24 protein-coding genes are annotated in these 25,966 nt (G+C 48.2%); 12 read left to right on the top strand and 12 right to left on the bottom strand.

Annotated features, from left to right (window positions below; genetic code table 11):
* Positions 1-127: 127 nt before the first annotated feature.
* Together AB3R30_RS16250 and AB3R30_RS16245 are read left to right on the top strand one after the other, a co-directional pair.
* Positions 128-226, top strand: coding sequence for a DUF6888 family protein (locus tag AB3R30_RS16250; RefSeq protein WP_458650255.1), 99 nt, complete (start codon positions 128-130; stop codon positions 224-226).
* A complete protein-coding gene (locus tag AB3R30_RS16245) occupies positions 226-429 on the top strand; it encodes a DUF6887 family protein (protein ID WP_458650254.1) in 204 nt (67 codons plus the stop codon). The genes AB3R30_RS16250 and AB3R30_RS16245 overlap by 1 nt, the downstream gene beginning before the upstream one ends.
* Positions 430-446: 17 nt before the next feature.
* On the opposite strand, the gene AB3R30_RS16240 is transcribed toward AB3R30_RS16245, so the two are convergent.
* Entirely contained in the window at positions 447-2,207 is a 1,761-nt protein-coding gene (locus tag AB3R30_RS16240; protein ID WP_458650253.1) for an ABC transporter ATP-binding protein, read from the bottom strand.
* Positions 2,208-2,297: 90 nt separating this feature from the next.
* On the bottom strand, positions 2,298-3,713 hold the full coding sequence (locus AB3R30_RS16235) for a YdcF family protein (protein ID WP_458650252.1): 1,416 nt from the start codon (positions 3,711-3,713) through the stop codon (positions 2,298-2,300).
* A 253-nt stretch (positions 3,714-3,966) separates the two neighbouring features.
* Here AB3R30_RS16235 and AB3R30_RS16230 point away from each other — a divergent pair, with 253 nt between their 5' ends.
* The 3 genes from AB3R30_RS16230 to murI all read left to right on the top strand — a co-directional run bounded on the left by AB3R30_RS16230 (position 3,967) and on the right by murI (position 7,966).
* Positions 3,967-5,340, top strand: a complete 1,374-nt coding sequence (locus AB3R30_RS16230; RefSeq protein WP_458650251.1) for a cation:proton antiporter — start codon at positions 3,967-3,969, stop codon at positions 5,338-5,340.
* A gap of 219 nt (positions 5,341-5,559) precedes the next feature.
* Positions 5,560-7,041 (top strand): N-acetylmuramoyl-L-alanine amidase, encoded by a 1,482-nt coding sequence (locus AB3R30_RS16225; protein WP_458650250.1) that lies wholly within the window; start codon positions 5,560-5,562, stop codon positions 7,039-7,041.
* A gap of 61 nt (positions 7,042-7,102) precedes the next feature.
* Positions 7,103-7,966, top strand: a complete 864-nt coding sequence (gene murI / locus AB3R30_RS16220; RefSeq protein ID WP_458650249.1) for a glutamate racemase — start codon at positions 7,103-7,105, stop codon at positions 7,964-7,966.
* 522 nt (positions 7,967-8,488) lie between these two features.
* Here the strand turns inward: murI and AB3R30_RS16215 are convergent.
* From AB3R30_RS16215 to AB3R30_RS16205, 3 genes are read right to left on the bottom strand one after another with little or no spacing between them, the layout of a single operon-like run.
* Positions 8,489-9,034 (bottom strand): Spy/CpxP family protein refolding chaperone, encoded by a 546-nt coding sequence (locus AB3R30_RS16215; RefSeq protein WP_458650248.1) that lies wholly within the window; start codon positions 9,032-9,034, stop codon positions 8,489-8,491.
* Positions 9,035-9,054: 20 nt separating this feature from the next.
* Positions 9,055-9,444 carry a hypothetical protein gene (locus AB3R30_RS16210; protein WP_458650247.1) on the bottom strand — a complete coding sequence of 130 codons (390 nt, stop codon included), beginning with the start codon at positions 9,442-9,444 and terminating at the stop codon, positions 9,055-9,057.
* A complete protein-coding gene (locus AB3R30_RS16205) occupies positions 9,441-10,010 on the bottom strand; it encodes a sigma-70 family RNA polymerase sigma factor (protein ID WP_458650246.1) in 570 nt (189 codons plus the stop codon). The genes AB3R30_RS16210 and AB3R30_RS16205 overlap by 4 nt, the downstream gene beginning before the upstream one ends.
* 249 nt (positions 10,011-10,259) lie before the next feature.
* Here AB3R30_RS16205 and AB3R30_RS16200 point away from each other — a divergent pair, with 249 nt between their 5' ends.
* Positions 10,260-12,440 (top strand): BamA/TamA family outer membrane protein, encoded by a 2,181-nt coding sequence (locus AB3R30_RS16200; RefSeq protein ID WP_458650245.1) that lies wholly within the window; start codon positions 10,260-10,262, stop codon positions 12,438-12,440.
* A 22-nt stretch (positions 12,441-12,462) separates the two neighbouring features.
* On the opposite strand, the gene AB3R30_RS16195 is transcribed toward AB3R30_RS16200, so the two are convergent.
* Positions 12,463-13,800 (bottom strand): hybrid sensor histidine kinase/response regulator, encoded by a 1,338-nt coding sequence (locus tag AB3R30_RS16195; protein WP_458650244.1) that lies wholly within the window; start codon positions 13,798-13,800, stop codon positions 12,463-12,465.
* Between the two features lie 158 nt (positions 13,801-13,958).
* On the opposite strand from AB3R30_RS16195, the gene AB3R30_RS16190 reads away from it, so the two are divergent.
* On the top strand, positions 13,959-14,276 hold the full coding sequence (locus AB3R30_RS16190; protein WP_458650243.1) for a hypothetical protein: 318 nt from the start codon (positions 13,959-13,961) through the stop codon (positions 14,274-14,276).
* A gap of 109 nt (positions 14,277-14,385) precedes the next feature.
* Here the strand turns inward: AB3R30_RS16190 and AB3R30_RS16185 are convergent, their stop codons facing one another.
* A complete protein-coding gene (locus tag AB3R30_RS16185; RefSeq protein ID WP_458650242.1) occupies positions 14,386-16,053 on the bottom strand; it encodes a S8 family serine peptidase in 1,668 nt (555 codons plus the stop codon).
* 253 nt (positions 16,054-16,306) lie between these two features.
* Between AB3R30_RS16185 and rpe the strand changes: the two genes are divergently transcribed.
* Positions 16,307-17,002 carry a ribulose-phosphate 3-epimerase gene (gene rpe, locus AB3R30_RS16180; RefSeq protein WP_458650241.1) on the top strand — a complete coding sequence of 232 codons (696 nt, stop codon included), beginning with the start codon at positions 16,307-16,309 and terminating at the stop codon, positions 17,000-17,002.
* 57 nt (positions 17,003-17,059) lie between these two features.
* Here the strand turns inward: rpe and AB3R30_RS16175 are convergent, their stop codons facing one another.
* On the bottom strand, positions 17,060-17,293 hold the full coding sequence (locus tag AB3R30_RS16175; protein ID WP_458650240.1) for a hypothetical protein: 234 nt from the start codon (positions 17,291-17,293) through the stop codon (positions 17,060-17,062).
* 297 nt (positions 17,294-17,590) lie between these two features.
* Here AB3R30_RS16175 and bcp point away from each other — a divergent pair, with 297 nt between their 5' ends.
* The 4 genes from bcp to AB3R30_RS16155 all read left to right on the top strand — a co-directional run bounded on the left by bcp (position 17,591) and on the right by AB3R30_RS16155 (position 21,001).
* On the top strand, positions 17,591-18,049 hold the full coding sequence (gene bcp, locus AB3R30_RS16170; RefSeq protein ID WP_458650239.1) for a thioredoxin-dependent thiol peroxidase: 459 nt from the start codon (positions 17,591-17,593) through the stop codon (positions 18,047-18,049).
* A 112-nt stretch (positions 18,050-18,161) separates the two neighbouring features.
* A complete protein-coding gene (locus AB3R30_RS16165; RefSeq protein WP_458650238.1) occupies positions 18,162-18,665 on the top strand; it encodes an NUDIX hydrolase in 504 nt (167 codons plus the stop codon).
* Between the two features lie 444 nt (positions 18,666-19,109).
* Positions 19,110-19,274, top strand: coding sequence for a hypothetical protein (locus AB3R30_RS16160; RefSeq protein WP_458650237.1), 165 nt, complete (start codon positions 19,110-19,112; stop codon positions 19,272-19,274).
* A gap of 14 nt (positions 19,275-19,288) precedes the next feature.
* Positions 19,289-21,001 (top strand): hybrid sensor histidine kinase/response regulator, encoded by a 1,713-nt coding sequence (locus tag AB3R30_RS16155; RefSeq protein ID WP_458650236.1) that lies wholly within the window; start codon positions 19,289-19,291, stop codon positions 20,999-21,001.
* Positions 21,002-21,123: 122 nt separating this feature from the next.
* Here the strand turns inward: AB3R30_RS16155 and AB3R30_RS16150 are convergent, their stop codons facing one another.
* From AB3R30_RS16150 to AB3R30_RS16135, 4 genes are all read right to left on the bottom strand, one after another.
* Positions 21,124-23,052, bottom strand: coding sequence for a GTPase family protein (locus tag AB3R30_RS16150; protein ID WP_458650235.1), 1,929 nt, complete (start codon positions 23,050-23,052; stop codon positions 21,124-21,126).
* Between the two features lie 90 nt (positions 23,053-23,142).
* Positions 23,143-23,298, bottom strand: a complete 156-nt coding sequence (locus AB3R30_RS16145; RefSeq protein WP_458650234.1) for a hypothetical protein — start codon at positions 23,296-23,298, stop codon at positions 23,143-23,145.
* A gap of 112 nt (positions 23,299-23,410) precedes the next feature.
* Entirely contained in the window at positions 23,411-23,917 is a 507-nt protein-coding gene (locus tag AB3R30_RS16140; RefSeq protein WP_458650233.1) for a hypothetical protein, read from the bottom strand.
* A gap of 205 nt (positions 23,918-24,122) precedes the next feature.
* On the bottom strand, positions 24,123-25,961 hold the full coding sequence (locus AB3R30_RS16135) for a putative bifunctional diguanylate cyclase/phosphodiesterase (RefSeq protein WP_458650232.1): 1,839 nt from the start codon (positions 25,959-25,961) through the stop codon (positions 24,123-24,125).
* Positions 25,962-25,966 lie beyond the last annotated feature (5 nt).

The following is a 25,966-nucleotide window of genomic DNA, read 5'->3' as shown; positions in this document are numbered from 1 at the left end:
TCAGTCCATCCTCACTTTCCTACCCTCACAATAAAACCGCCCTGCTTCTCCCAAGGGAGAGGGGTTTGGGGTGAGGGTTCTTAGTTGCACATCGCGTAACTTGACTAATAGGTATGCACCGATTTAGGTGGTGCGAATCGATGAGCGACTTGGCGAAGTGTTTATTCTTGCAGGTGAGGAGATCGAAGTTTTGATTCCGCCCAACGGACAATGGAGGTATCCCTAATGGAAAAGCCTGATTATTCTGCAATGGACTTTAAGGAACTGAGAGCCTATGTTTTGAAGCACCACGAGGATCAAGAAGCATTCTATGCACTGGCAGATCGGATTCGGAGTAGACCTTCAAAAAGCTACACGATCGCGGATATCGATCGCTTACCTGAAATCCTACGAGAAAGTGGCAAACTGCCAAAACGGGCTGAGGAGTAGCACCCGAATAGCGTCTTTTACTGCAACGCCTCTTCAAATTTTTGTTGTTCCCATAGGGATTGGTATAGCCCAGTTTGAGCAATCAGAGTTTCATGAGTTCCCGACTGCACGATTTTTCCCTGCTTCATCACAAAGATGCGATCGGCGAGGGCAGCGGCAGACAGTTGGTGAGAAATAAAGATGACGGTTTTGCGATCGCTGCCTTCAGAGAGATTTTTCAGAATTTGGGTTGCCGTCTGATTATCCACACTAGAGAGGGAATCATCCAGAATCAAAATTGGCGCATCCACGACCAGGGCGCGAGCTAAAGCCGTTCGCTGGCGCTGTCCACCGGATAGGGTAATCCCCCGTTCTCCTACCACTGTGTCATATTGCTGGGGAAAGTTAAGCACTTCATCATGAATTTGGGCTTGTTTTGCCGCTGCCAACACTGCCGATTCCTCCGCATGGGGAACGCCATAGCGAATATTGTTACGAATGGTGGTGCTAAACAAAAAGCTTTCCTGAGGGACGTAGGCGATCGCACCGCGCAAATCGTGAATCCGCAGTTTGGTAATGTCATAGCCATCGAGGAATAGCTGATTGGGCGCAATCTCTAACAGTCGAGGCAAGGCATTTGCCAGCGTCGATTTACCAGATCCAATGGGACCGACGATCGCCACTGTTTCTTGGGAAGAAATCCGAAAGCTGATATTATCCAGCGCGGCATGGGATGAGCCGCCAAACGAGGGATAGGTAAACGTCAGATGACGGGCAATCAATTCTCCCTTCACCTGCGATCGCTCCAAAGTCAACGCGCCGGGTGCATCTTGAATTTTAGCTTCCACGGTCAAGATCGATTCAATTCGATCAATACTCACCTCACCCCGCTGGTATGCCGTGATCGTGAAGCCCAGCAGCGCCGTTGGAAACACTAAGCGTTCCACATAGAGCAGCAGCGCCACAAAATCGCCCACTGAAATTGAGCCGTTGCTAATGGCACCCACGCCAAACCACAGCACCACCAGCAAACTTACACTGGCTAGCCCTCGCAGCGCCGAGAACAAAATAGTGCGCGTTTTTGCTAGCGTCAGGTTTGCCTCCAGCAGGTTTTGATTGAGTCCTTCAAAGGCTTGGCGCTCATTCTCTTCTTGAGCATAGATTTTGACGAGACCCATACCGCTCATGTCTTCCTGAATCAGTTCGCTAATGTTGGAGAGTTCCTCCTGAACGACTTCCTGCTCTTGCCGTAGGCGATTGCCCGATATCATCACCACCACAAACATCACCGGATAAACCGCCAGCGCTAGCAGACTCAACTTCCAATCGATCGCCAACATCACCGGCAGCGTCAGCGCATAGGCAAAAATCAGATTGACCAAACTTAGCACCGCAAACCCCAGCAATCGCCGGATATTATCCACATCGCTAGTTGCCCGGTTGATCAAATCTCCGACCGTATTGGCGGCAAAGTAGGACGGTTCCAGCGTCAAAAAATGACCAAATAGCTTTTGCTTCAAATCAAACTCAACCTGTCGCCCTACCCCAAACAGCGCCACCCGCGAGACCATTCGCGCCACCCACATCACCGATGCCAGCACGCACAGCAATATCACGTACTGCACAACTATCTGGTTGAGATTAAAAGCAGCCTGCACCTTGTCGATCGCATCGCGAATCAACAGCGGAATGTACATGCCCAACAAGTTCACGACGAACAGCGAACCTACACCTAGAGCCGCACCCCGCCAATGAGGACGCAGATATTGCCCTAGCTTTCGCAATCGGGATTGAGCCATGAGAATTCCAGCCACTATTCACTAAACAGGCTTCCCTATCCTAAACGAATCAGGTAATGGCTGGGCAGCACGGATAACTTCAGGCAAGCATTACCACAGATCCTCTTTACGAGTATTATTTCCATCAGCAGTTCCATTTCCGTCGGTAGTTCCATTCCCACTAGAAGTCCTATTTTCGCTAGTAGTTCCGTTTCCGCCAGCAGTTCCATTTCCGTCGGCAGTTCCATTTTCACTGAAAGTCCTATTTTCATTAGCAGTTCCGTTTCCGCCAGTAGTTCCGTTTTCATTACGAGTTTCAAATCTACTCACTGGAACTCGTTCCGGAATAGGGCAGTTTGGATTTAGCACATTTAGAGGTTTGATCCAGCCGCGCAAAAAGTAATACAGAGCATTGAGATATTCCTGAAACGCTTTGGAACTCAGCCAAAAAGCATCTACGGTGGGCAGAACATCGGTGATCAAAATCTCTCGTTCAATTAAATCGCGCCCACTGGCAACCTGCTTCAATGAATTGGGGGTCGGCACCGTAAAAAAGTCGGTGGGGCGCGCAGCAACGCAGCTTTCGTCAAACACTCGCTGAAAGGTAAGCACAGCACGATTCATATTTAAGGCACTGCCAACTAAAATAATTTGCTGACCATAGTTAATTTGGCGGGCTTCTAGCAGTTTTTTCACCGCTTCAGCACTGCTGTGAATATTGCCATTATTGTGATCCAGCAAAATGTCATTTTCTGGAATACCAAAGGTGCGAGTTAGCATAGTTTGGATGTCTTGCGCTTCCGTAATCTCTTCTCGATTTTCACCTTCCTTTCTCGTGCGATCGGGTCTATTTCCAGCACTTACCACAATCAGCGGCGGTGTCCCCCGACCCGATTCTTCTCGATAAATCTGGACAGCATAGACAATGCGATCGCCCGCTTCAGTCAGTTGGATTGGTAGTTGACTGAGTAGGTCAAACTGAAATGGCGTAATCGGTCGTTCGATCTTCGGCGGATTAATTGGCGGGGCATCCCTACGGGGTCTTAACTGTAGTCGGGTTGCATTTTGCCCCAACATCACAATCACCGGACGCGCTCCTGGATCTAACGCTCGCAGGGGTGCAATGAACTCAATTGCCTCCATTTCTAACTCTTGGGCGAGCCAATAGGACACCAATGGAACGCTGCCGATCGCCAATAAAATCAGCCCAATCGTAATTAAACGTTTTGCCCAAACCGCTTTAACTGCGCCTAATAAAAGAGTGGCTAATAGAATCATCCCTAAGCCGAAAGGAGTTAGCGGAAAGGAAATCAGCCGCCACACGATCGCTAAAATGTTGTTGGGTTCGCTAATTCCTCCTTGAAAAAAGGACAATGCAATTACTGCCAAAAAGAGCAGCAGCACCAACAGCCCTAAAAATTCTTTCTTGAGGATGTTTTGAAGAAAATACCAAATGATGAACCCAACCAGAATCCATAGCAGGATCTGGGTGAGCAGCAAAAAAACATCAGTAAGCAGGAGAACCATGGCGAATGAGGAATGGCGAGGGGCGAGGGGCGAATGGCGAGGGGAAGAGTTTTGAGTTTTGGGTTTTGGGTTTTGAGTTTTGAGTTTTGGCTTCTAACCTCTAGCCTCTAATCAATTGCTAGCCATTCTAGAGCAGCGGATTGATTGCGATCGCCCAAACTAGTCTTACTATGTAACAAAGTTTATCTAACAAATCACAGACGATATGCATCCAGCAGAACTACTAATCAACTCTCTCGTTTCAGTGGTCTCTATGCCTTCTGATCTGTTCTCTCATCGGTTGACACAGCCATTATTGGCTACCGTGGCGGCAACTGATACGCCCCTTGTTCTTGCAGGTGTGCTTTTAAGCCTAGTTGTGATTTATGTGGGCAGCAAAATAGGGGGTGAACTGTGCGATCGCATTAACCTTCCTCCCGTTTTAGGCGAATTGGTGGCAGGAGTTGTGATTGGCGTTTCTGCCTTTGACATTCTCGTCTTTCCCTCAGCCACAGAAGACGGCAGCGGCTCAGTCATTATGACCCTGCTGCAACTCACTTCCAATATCAGTCCAGAGTCTGTTACCTCTGTCTTTGAAGCCCAGAGCGAAGTTATTTCCGTTTTAGCAGAACTGGGAGTGATTATTCTGCTGTTTGAAATCGGCTTAGAATCAGACTTGAAAGAACTGCTCCGGGTTGGACCTCAAGCAACCGTTGTCGCCGTTGTGGGAGTCGCCGTTCCCTTTACTCTGGGAACCGCCGGCTTGATTTTGCTATTTCATACGCCTGTGGTGCCAGCCATTTTTGCCGGAGCCGCTCTTACGGCAACCAGTATCGGCATTACGGCAAAAGTACTGGCAGAAATTCAGCAGTTAACCTCTAGGGAAGGGCAGATCATTATTGGGGCTGCCGTGCTGGATGATGTTCTGGGCATTATTGTGCTAGCGGTGGTGGCGAGTTTGGCGAGAGAGGGCACCGTTGAAGTGGGTAATGTGGTTTATTTGATCGTCAGTGCGGCGGCTTTTTTAGTCGGTTCAATCTGGTTAGGGCGGTTGCTGATTCCGGTGTTTGAAACGGTGGTAGATGGGCTAAAAACACGCGGACAGTTGCTAATTTCGGCGTTAATCTTTGCGTTTATCTTGGCATATATCGCCAATGTGATTCAGCTTGAAGCCATTTTAGGATCGTTTGCAGCGGGGCTGGTTTTGGCAGAGAGCCAACGACGACGAGAACTGGAGGAACAAATTCTTCCGATCGCGGATATGTTTGTGCCGATCTTTTTTATTGCAGTCGGTGCCCGAACGGATGTCAGTGTTCTTAATCCATTTGTGCCAGAAAATCGGGAAGGGTTAATTGTGGCAAGCTTTTTGTTAGCGATCGCGATTTTTGGCAAACTCGTAACTGGATTGACGGTGTTTGGGCAACCCGGTATCAATCGGCTGGCGATCGGCATTGGGATGATTCCTCGTGGTGAAGTGGGCTTGGTATTTGCAGCAGTCGGCTCTGCCAGCGGTGTGCTTTCCAAATCACTGAACGCTGCCATTATCGTCATGGTGATTTTCACAACCTTTTTGGCTCCTCCCTTTTTGCGGCTTGCCTTTACCAAGCCCACTGCCACGGCTGAGATCAGCGAAGAAAGTAGCAAGTAGGAAAGTGCGAAGTGCGAAGGAGAGGTATAGAGTTTTGAGTTTTGAGTTTTGAGTTTTGAGTTTTGAGTTTTGAGTTTTGAGTTTTGAATTCGCCCCTCGCCTTTCTCTTTGCTTCTTAAAAAACGGCGATCGCTCTAGCAAACATCGAGTATATTTGAGCGCAGTTTGCTAACGTTCTTTCAATCCTGCACCCTGGCAACGTGACAGGTTTTTTTACCCATGGTTGTGAAATTTTTCGATTCTCTCATTCGTTGGTATCAACATCAGCCATCGACTCATCGATTCAATCAGGTTGCTTATTCCGTATTGCTTGCTGGTTTTGCCGGATTAATCGCTGCTCCAGCAAAGGCGGCGCGGCTGGAATCTTGGCAATTTAATCCTAGCCAAAACCAGCTTGAAATTACGACCGATGCAGGAGTGCAGCCAAAAGCCCAATTGGTTGCTGACCCGACCCGGCTCGTGATTGATCTTCCTGGCATTGTCTTAGGTCGCCCGGTCATCAATGAATCGATGAGTGGAACGGTGCGATCGATGCGGATTGGGCAATTTGATCGTGACACCACTCGGATCGTCATTGAATTAGCACCGGGCTATACGCTGGAACCTAGCCAAATTAAGTTTCGCGGGATCACCGATCGCCGTTGGGTGATCAAACTGCCCACTCCCAAACTCGCGTCATCTTCTACTAAACCTGCGATCGCGGTTGTGCCCCAATCGTCCCTGGACTCTCGCCCGAATGAGTCTGGGCTTGCCGCGATCGAGTCTGTGGAGCTAAACGGCAGCAGCGATCAACTGATGATCCAGGCAAATAAACCCATTCGGTATACGTCCCGATGGGATCGTTCATTGGCGGCGTATCGGATTGAAATCAGTCCGGCGCAACTGGGAAACTCGGTAAAAGAACCGGAACTCGGAGCGGGCAGCCCCATTTCGCGGATTAAGCTGCGACAAGAAAACGCCCAAACGGTTGCCGTGTTAGTTCAGCCAGCCAGCGGAATTCAATTGGGGCAAATGAATCAACCTAGTCAACGATTAGTCACTTTGCAAGTCCAACGCCCTCGGGTCGTTCCGGCTACCAACACCACCTCTCCCCGTGTGATGTCGGTTTTCAATCCAGCCGTGGCAAATATACCGATGCCGCGATCGCCCAATGGACGAGTAGTCGTGATGATTGATCCGGGGCACGGGGGTCCTGATCCGGGCGCAGTCGGCGTTAATGGGCTTCAAGAAAAAGTGATTGTGCTAGATATTAGCAATCAAGTAGCCGCTTTATTGCAACGACAAGGCGTTCAAGCCTTACTCACTCGTGCAGACGATCGCGATCTCGACTTGGAACCTCGCGTTCAGATGGCTGAACAAAGTAATGCAACCGTGTTTGTGAGTATTCATGCGAATGCAATTAGTCTCAGTCGCCCAGAGGTTAACGGATTAGAAACGTATTATCATGAATCGGGGCTAGGACTGGCACAAACTATTCACCAAAACGTTTTGCAATTTACAGGAGTCCGCGATCGCGGTGTTCGCAAAGCGCGTTTTTATGTGTTGCGAAAAACTTCCATGCCGTCTGTTCTCGTCGAAGTGGGGTTTGTTACCGGGCGAGATGATGCCTCAAGATTATCAAATCCGGCGTATCGAACCCAGATGGCAGACGCGATCGCACGTGGTATTTTACAATACCTGCAACGAGCGGCGCGGCTGTAATCTTTTTGGTAAGAAGTGCAGCGTGTTCGGGTGTGGTGTTTTGTACGTTACGAGGTGTGGAGTGTTTGGAAGTCAAGATTCTATTAGCAGGTTGCCCAGAAATGGATTGCTCAATGCGGCTCCAATTGGATTATTTGACAGCGGATTAGGCGGCTTAACTGTGTTACGAGAACTCTATCGCCAGATCCCGCAAGAGTCGGTGCTATATTTTGGCGACACCGCCCGATTGCCCTATGGCACCAAATCTCAGGCTCAAATCCAGCAGTATTTCCGCGAGATTCTCACCTGGATGGAGCAGTGCGGAGTCAAAATGGTCGTGATGGCGTGTAATACCAGTTCTGCCTTAGCATTGGAAGCCGTGCGCGATGAGTTTACGGTGCCCATTTTAGGGCTGATTTTGCCGGGTGCCCGTGCTGCCGTTCAGTGTGGTCGCCGGATTGGGGTGATTGCTACGCCGGCAACGGCTGCGAGTGATGCCTATCGGCGTGCCATTTTGGAAGTAGATGCCGCCGTAGAGGTTTGGCAAGTGGGCTGCCCTGAGTTTGTGCCTCTGGTGGAGCAAAACCGGGTAGAAGATCCATATACCTATCAGATGGCGCGAACCTATCTAGAGCCACTACTAGCTGAAAAAATTGACACGCTAATTTATGGTTGCACCCACTATCCCTACTTGGCTCCAGTGCTGCAACGAATTTTACCGCCCTTAGTGCAACTGGTTGATCCGGCGGTGCATGTGATCACGGCGGCTGCCCATGAGTTGGATCTGTTGGGTCTGCGAAATGTGCGATCGCCCCAACCCACGCGCTTCTGTGTCAGCGGTTGCCCCAGTACCTTCAACCAACTAGCCACTCACTGGCTTGGCTATACCCCTGTTGCAGAACAGATTCACCTGCCGCAGATTACCCACGCCAAGACGACGATGTAGGGTGCATAGGTGTAGATTTTCCTCATGTACCCTGTTTCGTTGAATCACTCAGTCTTACCCATCTAACTTGCAACTATCGCTATACTTAAAGCGAATCCTCCTCGCTCAATGGCTATAGTCAAGACTCCTTATCGAGTGCGAAATGCCGCTTGCTCGGTAGCACACTCGCGTTAGCTTTCCCGTGGTCGGTGTGAATGCGCCTCTGGTCGATACCGAGACGGTAGAGAGTCCCATAACGTTTGTGCTGACTTGGCAGAACGATCGCCAATAGGACAACCGATGATTTCGCGAATCTCCCCATCCATCGCTAACTAGACCCATTGTTGATTGCCCTTACTATCGACGAATGACCATCACTCATCCATCTCACCACCTGTCGGGACGTTGTTTTGGCAACGACTTTAGTATCTCTGCCCGTTACGAAAAAGTACTACCGATTCGTTTTAACGGAGAAATTCTTCGGATCTTATAAAGAATCAGAGAATCGTTTTTCAAGATCTCAATTGTAACTATACACATCTGCTACAAACCCATTCCTCGTCCTCGTCCGGATTTTCTTGGCTGACGCATCAACTCATTCAGTTTTTGCCGTTGCTCGGTTGTCAACACATTGCGAATTGCTAACATACTTTCCATCCGGGTATCCGCTAGCGTTTGCTGCAAGGTTTGCACTTGACTGAATTTCTGCCGAATTTTCTCAGATGATGCATCTCCTGAAGCCATCAGATCTTTTAATGAGCGCTGTGCTTGCTTCACAGACTGCCGCTGCTGGATCAAACGATCTTGATACTGACGACGGATTTGCTGGATTTTTTGAATTTGCTCTTTGTTGAGGTTAAGATCTTGGAGCCAGTTCTCTTTTCGGGCGGGTCGCGGCGATTCCTGCGAGGATCGTTGCACGAATCGCTGGGGCGATTGGGTATCCGCCTGAGCCAGTGTGATGCAAACAGGTGTGATGCAAACAGGTGTTGAAAGGGGCAGGGCAATTCCGGCAGGGATTGTTTCACGAATCGCGCTACCCAAAGTCAGCAAAAGCGCAATCGTTACAGGAACAAAACGGTAAAACATAGGACAATAAAACGCAAAAACTAATTTAAAGTTGAATCCTCAGTGACAGGAAATGGATCGCTTTCTGAAACCAATTGTTCAGGACTTGACTCTTGCCAAGTGCTTTCAATGAAAGTTTGTAGTTCAGCCACTTCAGCGGAACTGGGCTGAGAGGCTGGAGCGAAGGTGCGATGGCTGACGACCGTTGCCACTAAGCCTGCGGCGATCGCAGAAGGGACTGCCCACAGAATTTGTCGTTGAATTCGTGTGGTTGAAATCTTTGTTGAAATCACAGTCAACCGAGGTTGGGGCACGGACGCGATCGCGGACATCAAGTGATCTTCCAGATCAGGATTTGCCGCAGGCACTCTGGGTTGATATTGCTTGAGAAACTCGGTTAGCGGTAAGTCATCGTCTGAAAATCTACTCATATCTGAACTCCCTCATGGTCAAGAAACTGGCGCATTGCGGCGCGAGCATGGAATAGTCGAGATTTCACCGTTCCTACTGGAATCCCCAAAATTTCAGCAATCTCTTTTTGGGGTATCTCTTCCAAGTCGTGTAAAACCAAAACGGTTCGGTGAGCAGCGCTCAGTTCACTTAACCCACGCTGAACCAAATCCTGATAGTGGAGATGCATCACATCGGGTGATTCTTGCCGCATCGGAGCCTGCTTGGTTAGCTCTTGCAGTTGGGTTCGTCCCCTAGCGGCTGATTGTCGATAATCTGATGCGACATTCCACGCAATCCGATATAGCCATGTCGAAAATTTGGCAGTTTGACGAAATTTGGGTAACCCTCTCCAAGCACGCAAAAAAACATCTTGTACCAAATCATCCAGCACGCTCACATCGCATAGCTGATACAGAATGGTTCTGACCCGTTTTTCATGACGACGATATAAAAGCCGAAAGCTTTGTGCGTCCCCTTGAAGGCTTTGCTGCACGAGATGACTATCGTCACTTTCGGGCAGGCTTTCATAAGGCGCGGTTGACACAGCAAACCCCTGCAAAACACTCCTCCATTAAATTTGGAGTTACGTTTATTAGACCAGCTTGTGGACAAAAAGGTTCAAGTGACTGATAGCAAAGTGCGGAGTGTATGTCACACATTTTTTTGTAAAGAATTTAGCCATTCTTAGAATCCTGTGCAGAATGTACTTGCAACCTGGATGGTTCTGACTGATTACAACAGATGGAATCACGGCGATCGCGACTTTTTCCACACGTTTGGTTTTTGAAACGCATTGAACGCACTTTTTTCGGCTTACCCATTTTTCAGACAGCGACAGTTTCCCACGATCGCAGTGTGTGCTGTGGCTGCGATCGCTCAGTCCGATATTGTCCTTGCCCAACCGCAGATTGCGCCGCCGCCGCCCCCGTCTAGCGTGGTGCAACCGCCACCGCCGCCCAGTCGAGTGCAGCCCGATCCGCCCAGTTCACCAATGCCGCCTAACCAGCCTTCCTCATTGAATGAACCAGTGTGGGTGATGCCGACGACGGTGCCGTCTTCTGTTGCGCCGATTCCAGTGCCCACCTCACCTCAAGCCTTGCCAACCACTCCGGCACTATCCACTTCACCGCAGCAGATTGTGGTGCCCAAACTACAGCCGCCGCCGCCCCCTACCCAAAGTCCAGTGACCCCAGCGCGATCGCCTGATCCCAATGATCTTGCTGTCCTTGTAACCGATGTGCAAATTGCGGGAGTTGCCCCAGATCTACAGGAATTCGGGTTGCTGGCGATTCAAACAAAACCGGGGGGGCAGGCAACTTCTAGCCAGTTACAGAGCGATGTGGCGCTGTTGTTGAATACAGGCTTTTTTACGTCAGCAACGGTGACCACGAGTCCCAACCCTCAAGGCGTGAGTGTCACTTTTTTTGCCACCCCAACAATTGTGCGGGCGATCGCCTTACCCAGTGCCCAAGCGCTCACCTTCACCGCAACCAACGAAATCTTTAGAAACCAGTTTGGCAATCCTATTAGCCCAACCGCACTCAATCAAGCAACGCAGGACATCAACAATTGGTATGCCAAAAATGGATATACCCTAGCGCGGGTGATTTCTTTACGCCCCGATCGCAATGGCATTATTACCATTGAAGTAGCAGAAGGGGTAGTCGGCGAAACCAAAGTACGCTTTCTCAATCGGGATGGCAAGGCAGTAGATGAAAAGGGGCAGCCCATTCGGTATCGTACCCAGGATGCCTTTATTCAGCGGCAGATCAAAGTGCAGCCAGGACAACCGTTTCGGGCAAATGTGGCGCAGGAAGATTTGCAGCGGTTGAGCCAACTGGGTATTTTTGAAACGGCTAGTGTTGCCTTTGAAGGCGATGCTCGGCGGGTCACAGTGATTTATAACGTGACTGAACGTGCGCCCCGCGATCTCCGGTTTGGTGGTGGTTTTAATGACTCCTTGGGACTTTATGCCACAGTGGGCGTACAGGATATTAACTTTGGTGGACTGGGGCAACGGCTTGGCGGCACGGTGTTGGTGGGCACACGAGATATCCAGTTTGATGGACGCTTTGTTAGCCCTTATCGCGAGACGGAACCGAATGTTCCAGGCTATAACGCCAGTATTTATCGACAACAGGGGTTTTCCCAGGTGTTTACCGATGAGGTGAATTTGCCCAATGGCGATCGCATTCGAGAGCGCAGGCAAGGCGTGGGCGTTGGATTAGAACGACCCCTTGGGAATGGTTGGAATGGCAATCTTGGATTTAACTATAACAACGTCAGCATTCGAGGTGATGGCGGCAAAGTCTTTAGCACCGATGCTTTAGGCAATCCACTCAGTCTCAGCGGCACTGGAATTGATGATCTATTTAGTCTTTCATTTACCGCCATTCAAGACCTGCGCGATTATGCCTTAAACCCTCGGCAAGGATCTGTTACTCGGTTGAACGCTGAGCAATACCTTCCGATTGGGCGCGGACAGGTGTTTGGCACCAAGCTTCAGGCAGAACATGCTGTGTATTTTCCAGTGAAGTTAATTACGGCAAACCAAAAGGATGCTTCTCCTACTGAACGCCAACCCGAAGTAGTCGCGTTCAATGTGCAAGGGGGAACAAATGTAGGGGATTTGCCGCCTTACAATGCGTTTATTTTGGGAGGTGCAAACTCAGTGCGCGGTTGGGATACTGGCGCGATCGCCACCCCTCGCAGCTATATTCAAGCCACTGCTGAATACCGCTTTCCAATCTACAGATTCATTGGCGGTACCGCTTTTGTAGATTTTGCCTCCGATCTAGGAAGTAACAAAGACGTATTGGGTCAACCGGGTGTCGTTCGCGGAACTCCGGGCACAGGAATTGGGTATGGATTAGGCGTGCGGGTTAACTCACCGCTTGGCATCATTCGAGCAGATTTTGGCTTTAGTGGGCAGGGCGACACGCGCTTCCAGTTTGGCTTTGGGCAACGTTTTTAGATAAGAATCTTTGTGTCCTACCCTATTCATCCGCTGCCATAGCACTTTGTACAGGAAGCTGAATTGTAAACTCAGCGCCCTCATCCGCTTTGGAAACGACTTGAATTGTTCCTTGATGATTTGCAATGATTTGTTGACAAATAGAAAGCCCTAAACCTGTTCCTTTATTGACAGGCTTTGTGGTGAAAAATGGTTCAAACAGCTTAGGTTGCAGAGCGAATGGAACGCCTGGTCCGTTGTCTTTTATTTGAATTTGAATATAGTCTTGATTGAATGTGCTTGTGCGAATAATGATTTCTTTTTTGGGTTGATTAGGCTGCTCTAACAAAGCATCGATCGCGTTGTTTATGATATTCATTAGCACTTGATTCAGTTGAGCAGGATAGCAGTCTATTAACGGTAAATTGCCATACTCTTTGACTACATTGATCCCAAGCTTAAGCCGATGACTCAAAATGAGTAAGGTGCTATCAATTCCATCATGAATATTGCTCAATTTCATCTCTTGATGATCTTGGCGTGAAAAATTCCGCAGCGACAGCACAATTTGAATGATCCGTTCAGATCCCATGCGAGTAGACCGCAGCATTTTGAGCAAATCGTCCATCACAAAGTCGTAATCAATCTCCTCAAGATAGGCTTGAATCGCGCTATCTGGTTCAGGATATTTTTCGTGATAAAGCTGCAATAGCTTCATCAAATCTTGGATGTAGGCATCAATATAAGTCAGATTGCCAAAAATAAAGTTGACTGGATTATTAATTTCATGGGCAATTCCCGCCAGCATTTGTCCTAGGCTCGATAGCTTCTCAGTTTGAATCAGTTGAGCTTGGGTGCGACGAAGTTCTTGCAAAGTTTGTTCGAGTTCTTTGGCATGAGCTTGAGCAACTAATGCAGCAGTATGGGCTTGTCGGTTGAGATATGCCTGAGAGTGATAGCGAATGCGGGCGACTAGCTCAATTTGGTTCGGCAGTTTAACTAAATAATCATTCACGCCGATCGCAAATGCTTCTGCTTTGGTTTGGGGGTTGTCATTCGTAGACAGCATAATGATGGGCACATCGCATGTAACCGGATTTGCCCGAAACTGTTTAACTAGCGTCATGCCATCGCTATTCGGCAAAATTAAGTCCTGTAGGATCACGGTTGGCGCAACGCTTGTCGCAATTTGAAGCGCTTTTTCTGCCCTGGAGCAATAGTGATAAGTCAGGTTCGCCTCTGCTTCTAACATGCAATGAATCGCTTCATTGACCGTTACTTGATCATCCACTAGCAAAACCGTGATGCGTTGTTCGCCAGTAGGAATGATCACTGGAGTGGGCGAATGGGAAGTCGTTACATCCTTTAAAACTGGATTCATAACAGCACAAGCTACCAAGCGTTTGTAGATACTGCATCTAGTGTTCCCTGGTTTCTTAGGAAGCATCATCTAGTCGCTGTTGCGGGAGCCATAAGTTTTTTGAAGCTTGGATTAAAATTGACAGAGGACTACGGCAAACAGAGGAAAGAGGGAAAGCAATGAAGGGACGGAAGGTAAAAGGAGCGATCGCCCTTAACGTGTTGCTACTAGTAGAGTCTTGGGCTGGGGTGGCTTTGGCGCTGCCGCCTGCGGTGGATGTACCAGAGGAGTTGTTGCGGACGGAGATTATTTTGGATGCGCGATCGCCAATTGATGGAAAACCAATGACTCCTGCTGCTTATGCCGAACTACAAAATCAACTCAACGCTTCTATCGAGCCACCTATTGAACTTTCCAATAAATTGGTCAACACCGTGAAGCTCTTAAAACTGCGGAAGTTTATCAAAAGATACTTGCCTTTTATTCCAGTGAGATAAGAAGTGGGATAAGAAGTTTTGAGTTTTGAGTTTTGAGTTTTGAGTTTGCTAATCGCTATACCTTCACTTGCCACTTGCCACTTGCCACTTGCCATTCGTCATTCGCCATTTATCGAGTAGGCACTGTCCACCAAGCAAGGGCATAGGGCTGTGCGGGTTCGTTTGCCTGGTGTTTAAACTGTACGCGAATTTTATAGCGTCCTGTTGCTGGAATCTTGTTGAAAATATGTTCAGTGCTATCGACGGCGCTGATTGAGGAGTGAATGGCTTTCCGAGTATCAGTGTCTTCTGCTCTCATGAGATACAGATCCAAGTTGTTTAAGCCGCGATCGCGAAATTCTTCGCCTAAGCTATATTCTCCATTTTGGTCTTTGTCAACAAGTTCTACCAAGCGATTCCAGATCAGCGTCACTGACACAAAGCTGCCTTTTTGCAGTCGTTTTTCGAGGATATAGTCTTGGTAAATGGGCGCAGGAGTGGATACGGAATTGCTGCCCACAGTACGATAATCCCAGCCGATCGCGGGAATTGCGGCTTCTGGAGTCCATTGTCCCGCACTAAACTGCTGATAGGCGCGAAAGGCGTTGAGTTGCCCAGTCCCCATTTGAGCATGGAGCGGAATTTTGGAATCGCGGTAGGCATCTGAGTCGAGCCAAGTGCGGTTATTTTTGTCGGCAATCGTTCGGCTCATACCCAGCAAAAGTCCGTTCCCTGAGTCTTTCAGTTTGTCAGCAGCATTGAGCAACACGGCTTTCATCACTTCCGATCGACGAGCATCCAACGTCCAGGAAGATGAGCGATCGCGGAGGCTGCGCCGAATGGCAGTATCTCCATATTCTTGCAGCAGCGCAATGGTTCCAGTAACGTGAGGTGCCGCAAAACTCGTGCCGCTAGAAGTGGTAATGCTGCCGTTGGGGTTGACTAATGAGACATCGTGCCCCGGAGCCACTAACGCGATCGCCCGTCTGGGTCCCACATTGCTTTCCAGTCCTTTGGTGGCGCTACTGGTTGGATCACCCAAATTAGCAAAATCCACCCTTGCAAATAACTCCTGCACTCGCGCTGTGAACGCCACATTCACCCCATTAAAATTGTCAGTCGGAATCGAAATGCCGCCTTTGCCCTGATTTCCGGCAATGACATACAGCACATTGTGAACCCGTGCCGACCAGTCAACGCACTGAGTTAACAACGCATTGCCATCTAGCTGAGGTTTGGCACGCGGATCAAAGCGTAACGACTCACCAAAACTAAAGTTGATTGCCCGAATGTCACCCCCGTTTTGCAGCGCCACATATTGAGCCGATAAACATTCTTCTGGCTGCCCATAGCGACGTGGAGTACCAGAGGCAGAGGAGTAGAGTCGCGCCCCAGGTGCCACGCCTCGTGCCATTTTTGCCGCGCTGATCATAATGCTAGCAACATTTTGGGCGTGGCTATCGACGTTGCTGTTAGTCCGGGCACGAGTGTCACGATAAAACACTCGCGTTAACGCCATAGAGCGATTTTGGGCAACGGCTTTGTCGATGCCAAACTGCCCCGGACGACCGATTTCCACCTGTCCGATCGCAATTTTTTTTCCCGTAAGATTGTAGGGCGGTAGGTGTAGGCGCAGCGCATCAATGCCAGTTTCTCCAACGGAACTCGATCGCAGCGACTTAGGCAACGTTTTCGCCTGTCCTGGCACCGTCAAAATTCCAATCCAACCGATGCTTACTCCTAAGAATATCGCGCCAATTTGATGAAAACACCGATGAACTGAATTAATTTGTAGCACGACTTCGCCTCCGCCTATTCACACGCTGACTTCATATATCAAAAATGGCTTCATTTAGTATCCGCTTTTTTGAGTCACTCTGAAATTGCCTCTCCTGCTCTCAGCTTATTTGAGTCGCACATTGCGTAAATTAACAGCCAGGTATAAGCAGGATCATGGCACAATCCTTTATAGAGGCTTAATCGATAGCTTGTCAGAAGTTTTCAAATTGTTAAAATAACTACAGTCCAGGACGCAGGAGACAAAGAACACCATGACCACATCCCAGAAAGCGATCGCGATCGCCCCTTCCATTCTATCGGCAGATTTTAGTCGATTAGGAGATGAAATTCGTGCCGTGGATGCGGCTGGCGCAGATTGGATTCATGTGGATGTAATGGATGGTCGCTTTGTCCCCAACATCACCATTGGTCCCTTAATTGTGGAAGCGATTCGTCCCACGACCCAAAAACCATTGGATGTGCATTTGATGATTGTGGAACCAGAGCGCTATGTGGCAGATTTTGCCAAAGCCGGAGCCGATCACATCTCAGTCCACGCAGAATCGAGTTCTACAATTCATGTTCATCGGGCATTAGGGCAAATTAAAGAATTGGGCAAAAAAGCAGGGGCGGTTCTCAATCCGGGTAGCCCGTTGGAACTGCTAGAGCCGATATTGGATCTATGCGACATTATTTTGCTCATGAGCGTTAACCCTGGGTTTGGCGGACAGAGTTTCATTCCTTCGACACTCACCAAAATCCGCAAACTGCGTCAGCTATGCGATGAGCGGGGTCTTGATCCTTGGATTGAAGTGGATGGCGGTTTGAAAGGGAATAATGCTTGGCAGGTAATAGACGCAGGGGCAAATGCGATCGTGGCGGGGTCGGCGGTGTTCAATGCGCCAGATTATGCAGCGGCGATCGAAAGCATTCGTCACAGCAAACGCCCTGAACTCGCGGCTGTGTAGTTAGGTGATTTGTCAAGAGCAGATAGTCGGTAAAGGGCTGTCTGCTTTTTCATTCTTTCAGCTTCGTTGAATCAACGCTTCCACAATTTTGACTAACCGAGCAGTGGTTGCAGATTGCTCTTTAATCATTTCTTTGATTTCTGCAAAGTCTTGTCGAAACTTTTTTACCACCGTAAGTTCTTGACGAAAATCCTGAAATCCTATGGTTACTGCTTCTGTTAGCAGTGCCACCTGGTCAATTAGTATTTCTAGCTTTTCGTCTAGCTTTGAATAGTCATTGGTAGTGGTCATATAAAGTGAGGCGTTGCTGAATGCAGATATGAATTGCCCTCATCCCCAACCCTTCTCCCTGGGGAGAAGGGTGCTAGAACTCTTGTTCCCTCTCCTGTGGGAGAGGGCTAGGGTGAGGGCTGCAAAAGGCTTAAGCACAAAATCATAGTTCTATTCAGCAACGCCTAAAGTGAAGCTAGCTGTAAAGATATCTGCCTGCTGTCAGCAGAAAGAATAACATGAATTTACTGTAGAAGCGATCGTGGGCATCCTTGAGTCTGTCAGTCTATCCACCGAAAATTTACAGCAAGATTTTATATGGTTTTAAATGTTGGCGATCGCGCTCCTGATTTCAGCCTTCCCGATGCCCAAGACAACATCATCAATCTTGCCGATTTGAAAGGCAAGCGGGTTGTGGTGTACTTTTATCCCCGCGACAACACTCCCGGATGCACCACGCAAGCCTGTGCCTTTCGCGACTCCTATGCCGAATTCCAGAATCGGGATGTTGTTGTGTTAGGAATCAGCACCGACGATGCGAAATCCCATGACAAATTCACGACGAAATTCAATCTGCCTTTTCCACTCCTGATAGATGAAGCAGGCACCGTGGCAACCGCTTACGACAGCTATGGTTTGAAAAAGTTTATGGGTAAGGAATATGTGGGCATTACTCGCAATACGTTTGTGATTAGCCCCGAAGGAACGATCGCAAAGATTTATAAAAAAGTAAAACCTGCAACTCACATCGAACAAGTTCTTGCAGATATTGGCTGAAGCCAATGCCCAGTTTAGAATGGCAGATAGATTCATTGCGATCGTAATCATCGATTATTTTCTATCGACATTCAATTAAAGAGAGTTTGTTTGCACTCTTGTAGCGATCGCGATGCTTGCTTATTCTTTCACTATTCTGCTGGAGCAGTTAACGCAGCTTATGGGTCAGTTATGGCATTTTGCACAAACAGTTTTGGGGATTATTTTCCGTCATCCCGTCACAGGCACTAGCATTATTCCCTTATTGCCCGATGGTCAGATTGTTTTAGTCAAACGGCGAGACAACGGCAAATGGGCACTTCCGGGCGGCATGGTTAATTGGGGCGAAGATATCAAAACCACTGTTCAACGGGAACTCGAAGAAGAAACCGGACTCAACCTTGCCAAAGTACGACGCTTGGTTGGAATTTATTCCTCTCCAGAACGAGATGGACGAGTTCATTCAATTTGCATTGTAGTAGAAGTAGATGCCACGGGGGCAATGCAAGTTCGCGATCCAAAAGAAGTTTTAGACATCCAAGCCTTTTCACCAGAGGCAGTTCCCATTGGCACCCTATCTCACGATCACGATCGCCAACTGCAAGACTACTTCAATGGCGACACAACCCTGGCATAGCCGTTAATGTAACAGTTGATCTAACAGCAGTATTTTTTGTTATCGGTTTCTACGAGAATTCACATACAGCAGATGGACTGTAAACTTGGTATTCTATTTTTTTGATTGAAAAATCATTTGTTGTATAAATTAGCATTGCTGAATCAAGATATGAAATTCGTGGGGCAACTCCAAGGGATTGTCCTTCATCCCAAAGAGGGTAGGCACAAGGCGCTACCCCTACCAGTGGAAATCATGTCTGCATTCAGCAATGCTTATAAATTCTGCTAGAGCTATGGGTTCGGAAACCAAAGATAGTTGTTGCAGAATATTTGCTGTAAACAGAAGAATTTTTACTGCTTTTAGCAATCTACCCAACTGTTTTAGGAAGGGTATTTATGTCTCAAGCAACATCTGGCAGCAACGAACCCATGGAATGTGAGGGCAATCCCTTTCCTGAATAGGATGCAATCGCAGCTTCATACGGCTGCCATTCAAGCAAACGAACGTCAAGTGCTAATGCTTATTGCCCAAATTCCCGATGCTCACTCCGCTTTAGCCAAACAATTGACAGACTGCGTAAACGAATTTTGCTTAGAGAATATCATCAAAGTGACTGACCCTCGTTAATTGATCGCTAAATTATGCAAGAGCTTATGCTAAAAGGAGACATTCTAGTTGTAGATGATGTACCCGATAATCTACGGGTCTTATCGGCAATGCTGGGTGAGCATGGATATGAGGTGAGAAAAGTATTAAATGGGCGATTAGCACTAGCAGCAGCGAATTCTGCCCCCCCCGATTTGATTTTGCTTGATATTTGTATGGAAGGAATGGACGGGTATGAAGTGTGCCAAAATCTCAAAGCTTCTACCCAAACCTGTCATATTCCAATTATTTTTTTAAGCGCTCTCAGTGATGTATTGGACAAAGTTAAAGCCTTTGAAGTGGGTGGAGTGGATTACATCACCAAGCCTTTTCAGGTAGAAGAAGTTTTAGCACGAGTCAAAAATCAACTCACCATTCGCACGCTTCAAAAACAGCTTCAAGAACACAACACGGTTTTGGAGAATCGCGTAGAAAAACGCACCAGCCAACTTCAAACCATGCTGGAGTATGAGGCATTGCTGAGAGGAATTACCGATCGCGTGCGGGATAGCTTTGATGAACAGCAAATTTTGCAAGCGGCTGTGCAAGAAGTGGCAACCGGACTGCGGCTGATCTGTTGTGATGTGGGTATTTTTGACCATGAAGCCAATACCGAAACCATTCGCTACGAATATCGTGGTTCCGGCATTGCATCGGCTCAAGGTGAAGTGGTCAGCCTAGATCTATTACCTGGGCTTTATCAACAAAGCCTAGAAGGACATTCTACTCAATTTTGTGTGCTGCCATTAGCTGAAATCAAAGTTCGCGATATTGCAGGTCGGTTTGCGATTTTAAGCTGTCCTTTAATCGATGACCAGGGAGTATTTGGCAATCTTTGGCTGTTTAAGCCGCGAGAAGAAACATTTAGTAGTCTAGAAATTCGGCTGGTGCAGCAGGTGGCAAATCAATGCGCGATCGCCCTCCGCCAAGCCCGACTCTATCAAGCAGTGCAGGAGCAAGTCGAAGAGTTAGAACAGTTGCACCTATTAAAAGATGATTTTCTCAGCACGGTTTCCCATGAGTTGCGATCGCCGATTTCTAATATCAAATTAGCCACTCAGATGTTAGAAGTGATTCTCCAATCAACAGGCATTCTTGAAGATGCTTCTAGCAAAGCAGCCAACTACTTTCGCATCTTGCAAGATGAATGCCATCGCGAAATTCATTTGATTAATAATTTATTAGACTTGACGCGCCTTGATGCTGGAGTTGAACCCCTAACATCAATCAAAATGGATTTAGCCCCATGGATTAGTCACCTAGCAGAACCTTTCCTTGCTCGAACTCACGCACAACATCTACACTTGCATGTCGATGTTCCTAGCCATCTTCCTATCCTGACGACAGACCTGCACTATCTAGAGCGAATTTTGACTGAGTTACTGAACAACGCTTGCAAATATACTCCAGCAGAAGAAAGCATAATCCTTTCAGCCCAAGTGATGCCTCATTCTGAAGGCGATCGCGCTAATCCTGATCCCATCAGTCTACAAATTTGGGTCACCAACACCGGAGTTGAAATTTCTGAAGATGAACGCGATCGTGTGTTTGATAAGTTTTATCGCATCCCCAACAATGACCCTTGGAAACACGGCGGCACAGGGCTTGGCTTAGCGCTAGCCAAAAAAATGTCCGAGCATTTAGGCGCGACTCTTTCCGTTTTCAGCGCCAATCAGCAAACGTCTTTTGTGTTGGAATTGCCCATCTGAGTAAGGCGAGGGGTAAGAGGCGAGAGGAAAATGGCGAATGGCGAACTCAAAACTCAAAACTCAAAACTCAAAACTCAAAACTCAAAACTCAAAACTCAAAACTCAAAACTCAAAACTCAAACTCATCGCTTTTCTGCTTCTTGTAGATAGTGCTGAAACCGCTGCTGTAGCTGGTCTGAGGTGAGTGTTTTCGTCCAATATTCAGTGATTGCATGACCAAATGCCCAGGCGTTGAGTTCGGGTGAGGTGGTGTTGTCTAGCAAAATTGACCAGAGGGACAGCAGGTTGAAGTTCCGGGCGTTGGGGTTATCGTCGCTCAGCAGGGAAAATAGATCGTATGCCATTTGGAGTTTGCCAATAACGACGGGCAATTGTTCAACTGGAATTTGCTCTGCTAAGAGATAGGCAAGGTTTGGAGTGCCTGTGGTGAGGGTGGCGATAAAGGTGAGGACGGGGCTTTTGAGCAGGGCGGTTAATCCTTGAGTGGTCGCCATTTGAAAGGTGTAGCGATCGATGATTTTGGCGGCGGCACTGGTACGGGCTTCTAAGTTGCGAAGGAAGCGGGCAAGGCGAAGTTGCTTGGCAGGGGAGATCGCGTCTACCAGCCCCAAAGACAACGCTTCCAATCCCCAGGCAACCCGTCCGATTTCAGAATCTCCAGCCACCACGGGCAGCACCCAATCACAAAATTTGTCTAGTTGCTCCGCTCGATATTGGGTGGCTTCCCGAATTGCCGTTTCTTTGAGTGATGCGCCCGATCGCCAATCATAGGGTGGGTTCCACTCTCGAATCGGACGCAGCTTATCGACTTGGGTAACAGCGGCGATCGCGGGCAGGTCAGGGATTGCCGCTTTCACATCCGTCAGAAAATCTATATCCATTTGCAAAGCTGGATCTAACGCAGGCGTGACCAACAGCAGCACATCGGCTTGGGTGGCGCGATAGAGGACTAAATCTCGAAAGTCGGCGCGATTTGCCTGCTCATAACCAGGAGTGTCCCACAGGGTCAATGCGTCGCCAGTCGTGGATTGCCAGTGATAATCTTGGATTGCGTCGGTGCTGGGCAATAGATCTACAGTGGCTTTGTGTTCCACAAATAGCGTGTTGATTAAGCTGCTTTTACCGGCTCCAGTCCGCCCTACGAGCAAGATATTGACTGGCTTTTGCTCAACTTGGTCTAGCGGCTCTGCTTGGGACAAAATCTCTTGCAACGTTTGCGTTTTGACGACTGGAATGGTCAGCGTTGGGGCAACGTCTTCTAGAGTTGGCAGTTTGCCGCTATACAGCGCGATCGCCTGATTGCTCAAATTTCGCAGGGCGGCTTGCTTCAAAAGCTGGCTTAAATTGACCAATAGCTGTTGGCTTGCCTGATTGCCGTGGCGTTGGCTGGCTTGTCGGGCAAGAGCTACTGCTGGGTTTAAAAACCATTGTGCCCAGTTCCAGACTCGTAATAGTTTCCGTGCCGATGGTTCTAGCTTGCGATAGACCTCATAGGCTTGCACTGCTTGCCCAACGGTTACTTGGTTCAAGGCAGGAGAGAGTTTGCTCATCCATTGATCCATGTCGTCCACGGTGCCCCGAATCAAGGTATAGGCTTGCGGAATATAGATATTGAGCAGCGGTCGTTTGACTTCAGGGTGATAAACTTGGGCGATCGCGGTCACCAATTCCTGACAGCGCTGCCAAAAGGTTGACCAATCTTCCCATATCGGCGGATCGGCTTGCACAGACTCCAAAATCTGCTGTAATGCGGCTTCTGTTTGTTGCCCCATGCCTCCAGATCCGCCTCCAGACGCGATGGAAGAGGTGCTGGATGCAGCTTGCAGTTCTTCCCGGACTTCTGAAATCACAGCTTCTAGCGGATCGACCGCAGGGCGAATCCAGTGGACGAGCAAAAATCGCCAGCCCACAAGCATCAGGGTGAATATTGCCCAAACCCAACTTAGTCCCCAGGTATGAATCTGAACGCCTGAAGCGATTAGCAAAAAGCTAACAATTCCCGCGATCGGAAGTCCTAAAACTGCCCACTGCCAAAGCTTTAACCGCACCATTGGTTTATTTATGACTCGTCTGCTTCCCAGTCTAGAATTATTTGGGGATCGCAAAAGTAAAAAATAACCGAAAGAGACTATTTTTGATATTTAGCGCTGAATGCTATTTAGATTGATCTGGAACGCTTGCAGATTGCTAAAAGAACTGAAGTTGGATGGAATTGCGCCAGAGACGATCGCTAAAGCGGATGTGATGGCGATCGCATGAATGACTACAGAATAGCGATTTAAAAGTGAATCAGACATAGCAACAAGACCGATTTTAGGAACATCTTGTGCTTAGTCTGGCTCTTGTTTTGCAGATTAAAAGTGATATTTTGGCGTTTTTGTGGTGATGTCTATCACATATCTTCGTTTATTACATTTCTTCATAGCCCTGAATATTCTCTAGCTCAAACTGTCGCAAAATTGCCGTCGATTGGCGCGTTAAGACTTCTGAACCTTTCACAACAATTAAGTATTTGCCAGCACTCAAGCGGTTTCGATAGGGCAACGCATCCCCGCTACCAAAAGCAAGCCCCGCACCGCCGCCGACAAAAAAGCTTCCCATTGCCCCAGATGCTGCGCCCAACAAACCACCAATTACATGATCGCCAAATTCTCCTGCCCAGGCAAAAGTACCTAAATTTGTAATCGAGCTAAAGGCGAATCCGGCGGCAAACCCAAAGGGAACTAACCAAAAGGACATCAATTTTGCGGAACGAGAAGCCTGTTCTCTAGGATCGATCAAGCCATACTCATCCGCACTTTTATATCCCCGCCCTAAAATCGTAATGCCCGTCATCGGCAGCCCCTTTGCTTCCAAAGCAGAGTAAGCAGCCTCCGCCTGAATGCGATCGCTCAGCACAGCCACAAGATAATTCATAAACTCGATAATCCCATTTCTACTGCGACTCATCTTCTCTTTAGGATATCAGGAGAAGGGCGAGGGGCGAACGATGAATGACGAGTGGTGAATGACGAGGGGCGAGTATGAGAAGTTTTGTTCGCAAAGCGTCTCCGTAGGAGATATTTTGAGTTCTTTCTTCCTCTCACCTCTCATCTCTCGCCTCTCCCCTCTCGCCTTTTTCCTACCAATGACATCCTGATGTGATCAGTTCAACTACTTTTTCGGCTGTGAGGGGTTTGGAGAAGAAGTAGCCTTGTCCAAAATCGCAGTCGAGCGATCTCAGTTGGGCTAACTGTTGCGGTGTTTCAATGCCTTCTGCGACGACTTTCATGTTCATCGTTTGGGCAATTTTTACGATGATGGGAACTAGCCCCAACTGTTCTTCGGTGCCATCTAATGACATGACGAAGGAGCGATCGATTTTGAGATAGTCCATTGGAAAGGATTGCAGATAGCTGAGCGAAGAATAGCCTGTACCAAAGTCATCCATACTGAGTTGAATCTGCTGTTGTCGCAGTTTAGCCAAGATATCTGCCGCCGATTTAGGATTGTCCATAATGGCGCTTTCGGTGACTTCCAGTTTGAGGCAACGGGGAGACAATTCGGCTTCTGCCAGAATGTGAGTAATCTGCTGCATCAAATTCAGTTGGGCAAACTGACGAGCAGACAGGTTCACACTCACGCTAAAGGTTGGATCAATCACGCCTTGTTTCTGCCAATTGCGGATCTGATGACAAGCTTCTCTAAGAACCCAAGTGCCAATTTCGCCAATCAACCCGGTTTCCTCGGCGACAGGAATAAAGGTAGAGGGTGGAATAAAACCGCGATCGGGGTGGTTCCAGCGGATGAGTGCTTCTAGTCCGGCAATTTTGCCAGAATCGAGTGCCACAATGGGCTGATAGTTGAGGGAAAACTCTTGTTGGCTAATTGCGCGACGCAGGTCGCTTTCAGTTTGGAGCAATTGCAGCGCTACTCGATGCATCGTAGTTTGAAAGATGCGATATTGGGCTTTGCCGGCGGCTTTTGCATGATACATGGCAGTGTCGGCATCGCGCAGCAAGTGTTCGGGTTTGTCGTAGTCGATTTTGCCAAAGGCGATACCAATGCTGACATTGATGAAGACTTGATGATCGGCTAGAGCGAAGGGTTCAGCAAACGCTGCTAGGATTTGATCGGCAAATTGGATTGTGCTGTCTGGATCAATGATTTGGGTGAGCAGAATGGCAAATTCATCGCCGCCAAGTCGGGCTAAAGTATCAGTGTGCTTGAGATGCTGTTTGAGCCGTTGAGCGATCGCCATAAGTAACTGATCGCCTACAGAATGTCCTAATGAATCATTGACAATTTTGAACCGATCGCAATCTAAAAACAATACTGCAAACGGTAAATCTGGCTGGGCTTTCAACTGGTTTAGCGCTGCATCAAGGCGATCAATAAAAGCAGCCCGATTTGCCAGTTGCGTCAGCGAATCACACAGCGCCATTTCAAGCAGCCGAGCATTGGCAATTTCAAGCTGCTGCGTTCGCTCAATCACCCGTTCTTCCAAGTGAACATTCAGTCGATGAATTTTTTGTTCTGCGGTTCGGAGCGCCAATTGATGCTGCACCCGCGCCAGCACTTCCTCAAAGTGAAACGGTTTTGTCATATAATCTGCCCCGCCCACCTTGAACGCTTTCACCTTATCAAAGGCATCATCCAAAGCACTCAAAAAAATGACTGGAATTTCTGCGGTATGAGGCATCTCTTTTAAGTAAGCGCACACCGCATAGCCATCCATGTCGGGCATCATAATATCTAGCAAAATCAAATCGGGGACTCGCGCTTGAACTGCTGTCAATGCTAGCTGACCATTGATCGCTTTGCGAACTTGATATCCTTCACGAGTCAGCATGGTTGACAGCAGGCGCACATTCTCGGCAGTATCATCTACCACAAGAATATCAATAGGTTGGATATCGGAGGGTTGGATATCGGAGGGTTGGATATGGGAGGATTGGGTATCAAAGTGGTTGTAACTCATGTGAT

The organism is Sivoneniella epilithica UHCC 1019, assembly GCF_040830845.1.
Taxonomy (GTDB): domain Bacteria; phylum Cyanobacteriota; class Cyanobacteriia; order Leptolyngbyales; family Leptolyngbyaceae; genus ULC077BIN1.
The sequence above is the reverse complement of the archived record's forward strand: the minus strand, read 5'-3'. Positions and strand labels throughout refer to the sequence as shown.

Coding starts and splice junctions, on each gene's coding strand:
- AB3R30_RS16135 (WP_458650232.1), bottom strand. CDS start 25,961: ATGAGTTACAACCACTTTGATACCCAATCCTCCCATATCCAACCCTCC.
- AB3R30_RS16150 (WP_458650235.1), bottom strand. CDS start 23,052: ATGGTGCGGTTAAAGCTTTGGCAGTGGGCAGTTTTAGGACTTCCGATC.
- AB3R30_RS16245 (WP_458650254.1), top strand. CDS start 226: ATGGAAAAGCCTGATTATTCTGCAATGGACTTTAAGGAACTGAGAGCC.
- AB3R30_RS16145 (WP_458650234.1), bottom strand. CDS start 23,298: ATGTCTGATTCACTTTTAAATCGCTATTCTGTAGTCATTCATGCGATC.
- rpe (WP_458650241.1), top strand. CDS start 16,307: ATGACCACATCCCAGAAAGCGATCGCGATCGCCCCTTCCATTCTATCG.
- AB3R30_RS16195 (WP_458650244.1), bottom strand. CDS start 13,800: ATGAATCCAGTTTTAAAGGATGTAACGACTTCCCATTCGCCCACTCCA.
- bcp (WP_458650239.1), top strand. CDS start 17,591: ATGGTTTTAAATGTTGGCGATCGCGCTCCTGATTTCAGCCTTCCCGAT.
- AB3R30_RS16190 (WP_458650243.1), top strand. CDS start 13,959: ATGAAGGGACGGAAGGTAAAAGGAGCGATCGCCCTTAACGTGTTGCTA.
- AB3R30_RS16225 (WP_458650250.1), top strand. CDS start 5,560: ATGGTTGTGAAATTTTTCGATTCTCTCATTCGTTGGTATCAACATCAG.
- AB3R30_RS16240 (WP_458650253.1), bottom strand. CDS start 2,207: ATGGCTCAATCCCGATTGCGAAAGCTAGGGCAATATCTGCGTCCTCAT.
- AB3R30_RS16215 (WP_458650248.1), bottom strand. CDS start 9,034: ATGTTTTACCGTTTTGTTCCTGTAACGATTGCGCTTTTGCTGACTTTG.
- AB3R30_RS16140 (WP_458650233.1), bottom strand. CDS start 23,917: ATGAATTATCTTGTGGCTGTGCTGAGCGATCGCATTCAGGCGGAGGCT.
- AB3R30_RS16155 (WP_458650236.1), top strand. CDS start 19,289: ATGCAAGAGCTTATGCTAAAAGGAGACATTCTAGTTGTAGATGATGTA.
- AB3R30_RS16230 (WP_458650251.1), top strand. CDS start 3,967: ATGCCTTCTGATCTGTTCTCTCATCGGTTGACACAGCCATTATTGGCT.
- AB3R30_RS16175 (WP_458650240.1), bottom strand. CDS start 17,293: ATGACCACTACCAATGACTATTCAAAGCTAGACGAAAAGCTAGAAATA.
- AB3R30_RS16165 (WP_458650238.1), top strand. CDS start 18,162: ATGCTTGCTTATTCTTTCACTATTCTGCTGGAGCAGTTAACGCAGCTT.
- AB3R30_RS16160 (WP_458650237.1), top strand. CDS start 19,110: ATGCAATCGCAGCTTCATACGGCTGCCATTCAAGCAAACGAACGTCAA.
- AB3R30_RS16235 (WP_458650252.1), bottom strand. CDS start 3,713: ATGGTTCTCCTGCTTACTGATGTTTTTTTGCTGCTCACCCAGATCCTG.
- AB3R30_RS16210 (WP_458650247.1), bottom strand. CDS start 9,444: ATGAGTAGATTTTCAGACGATGACTTACCGCTAACCGAGTTTCTCAAG.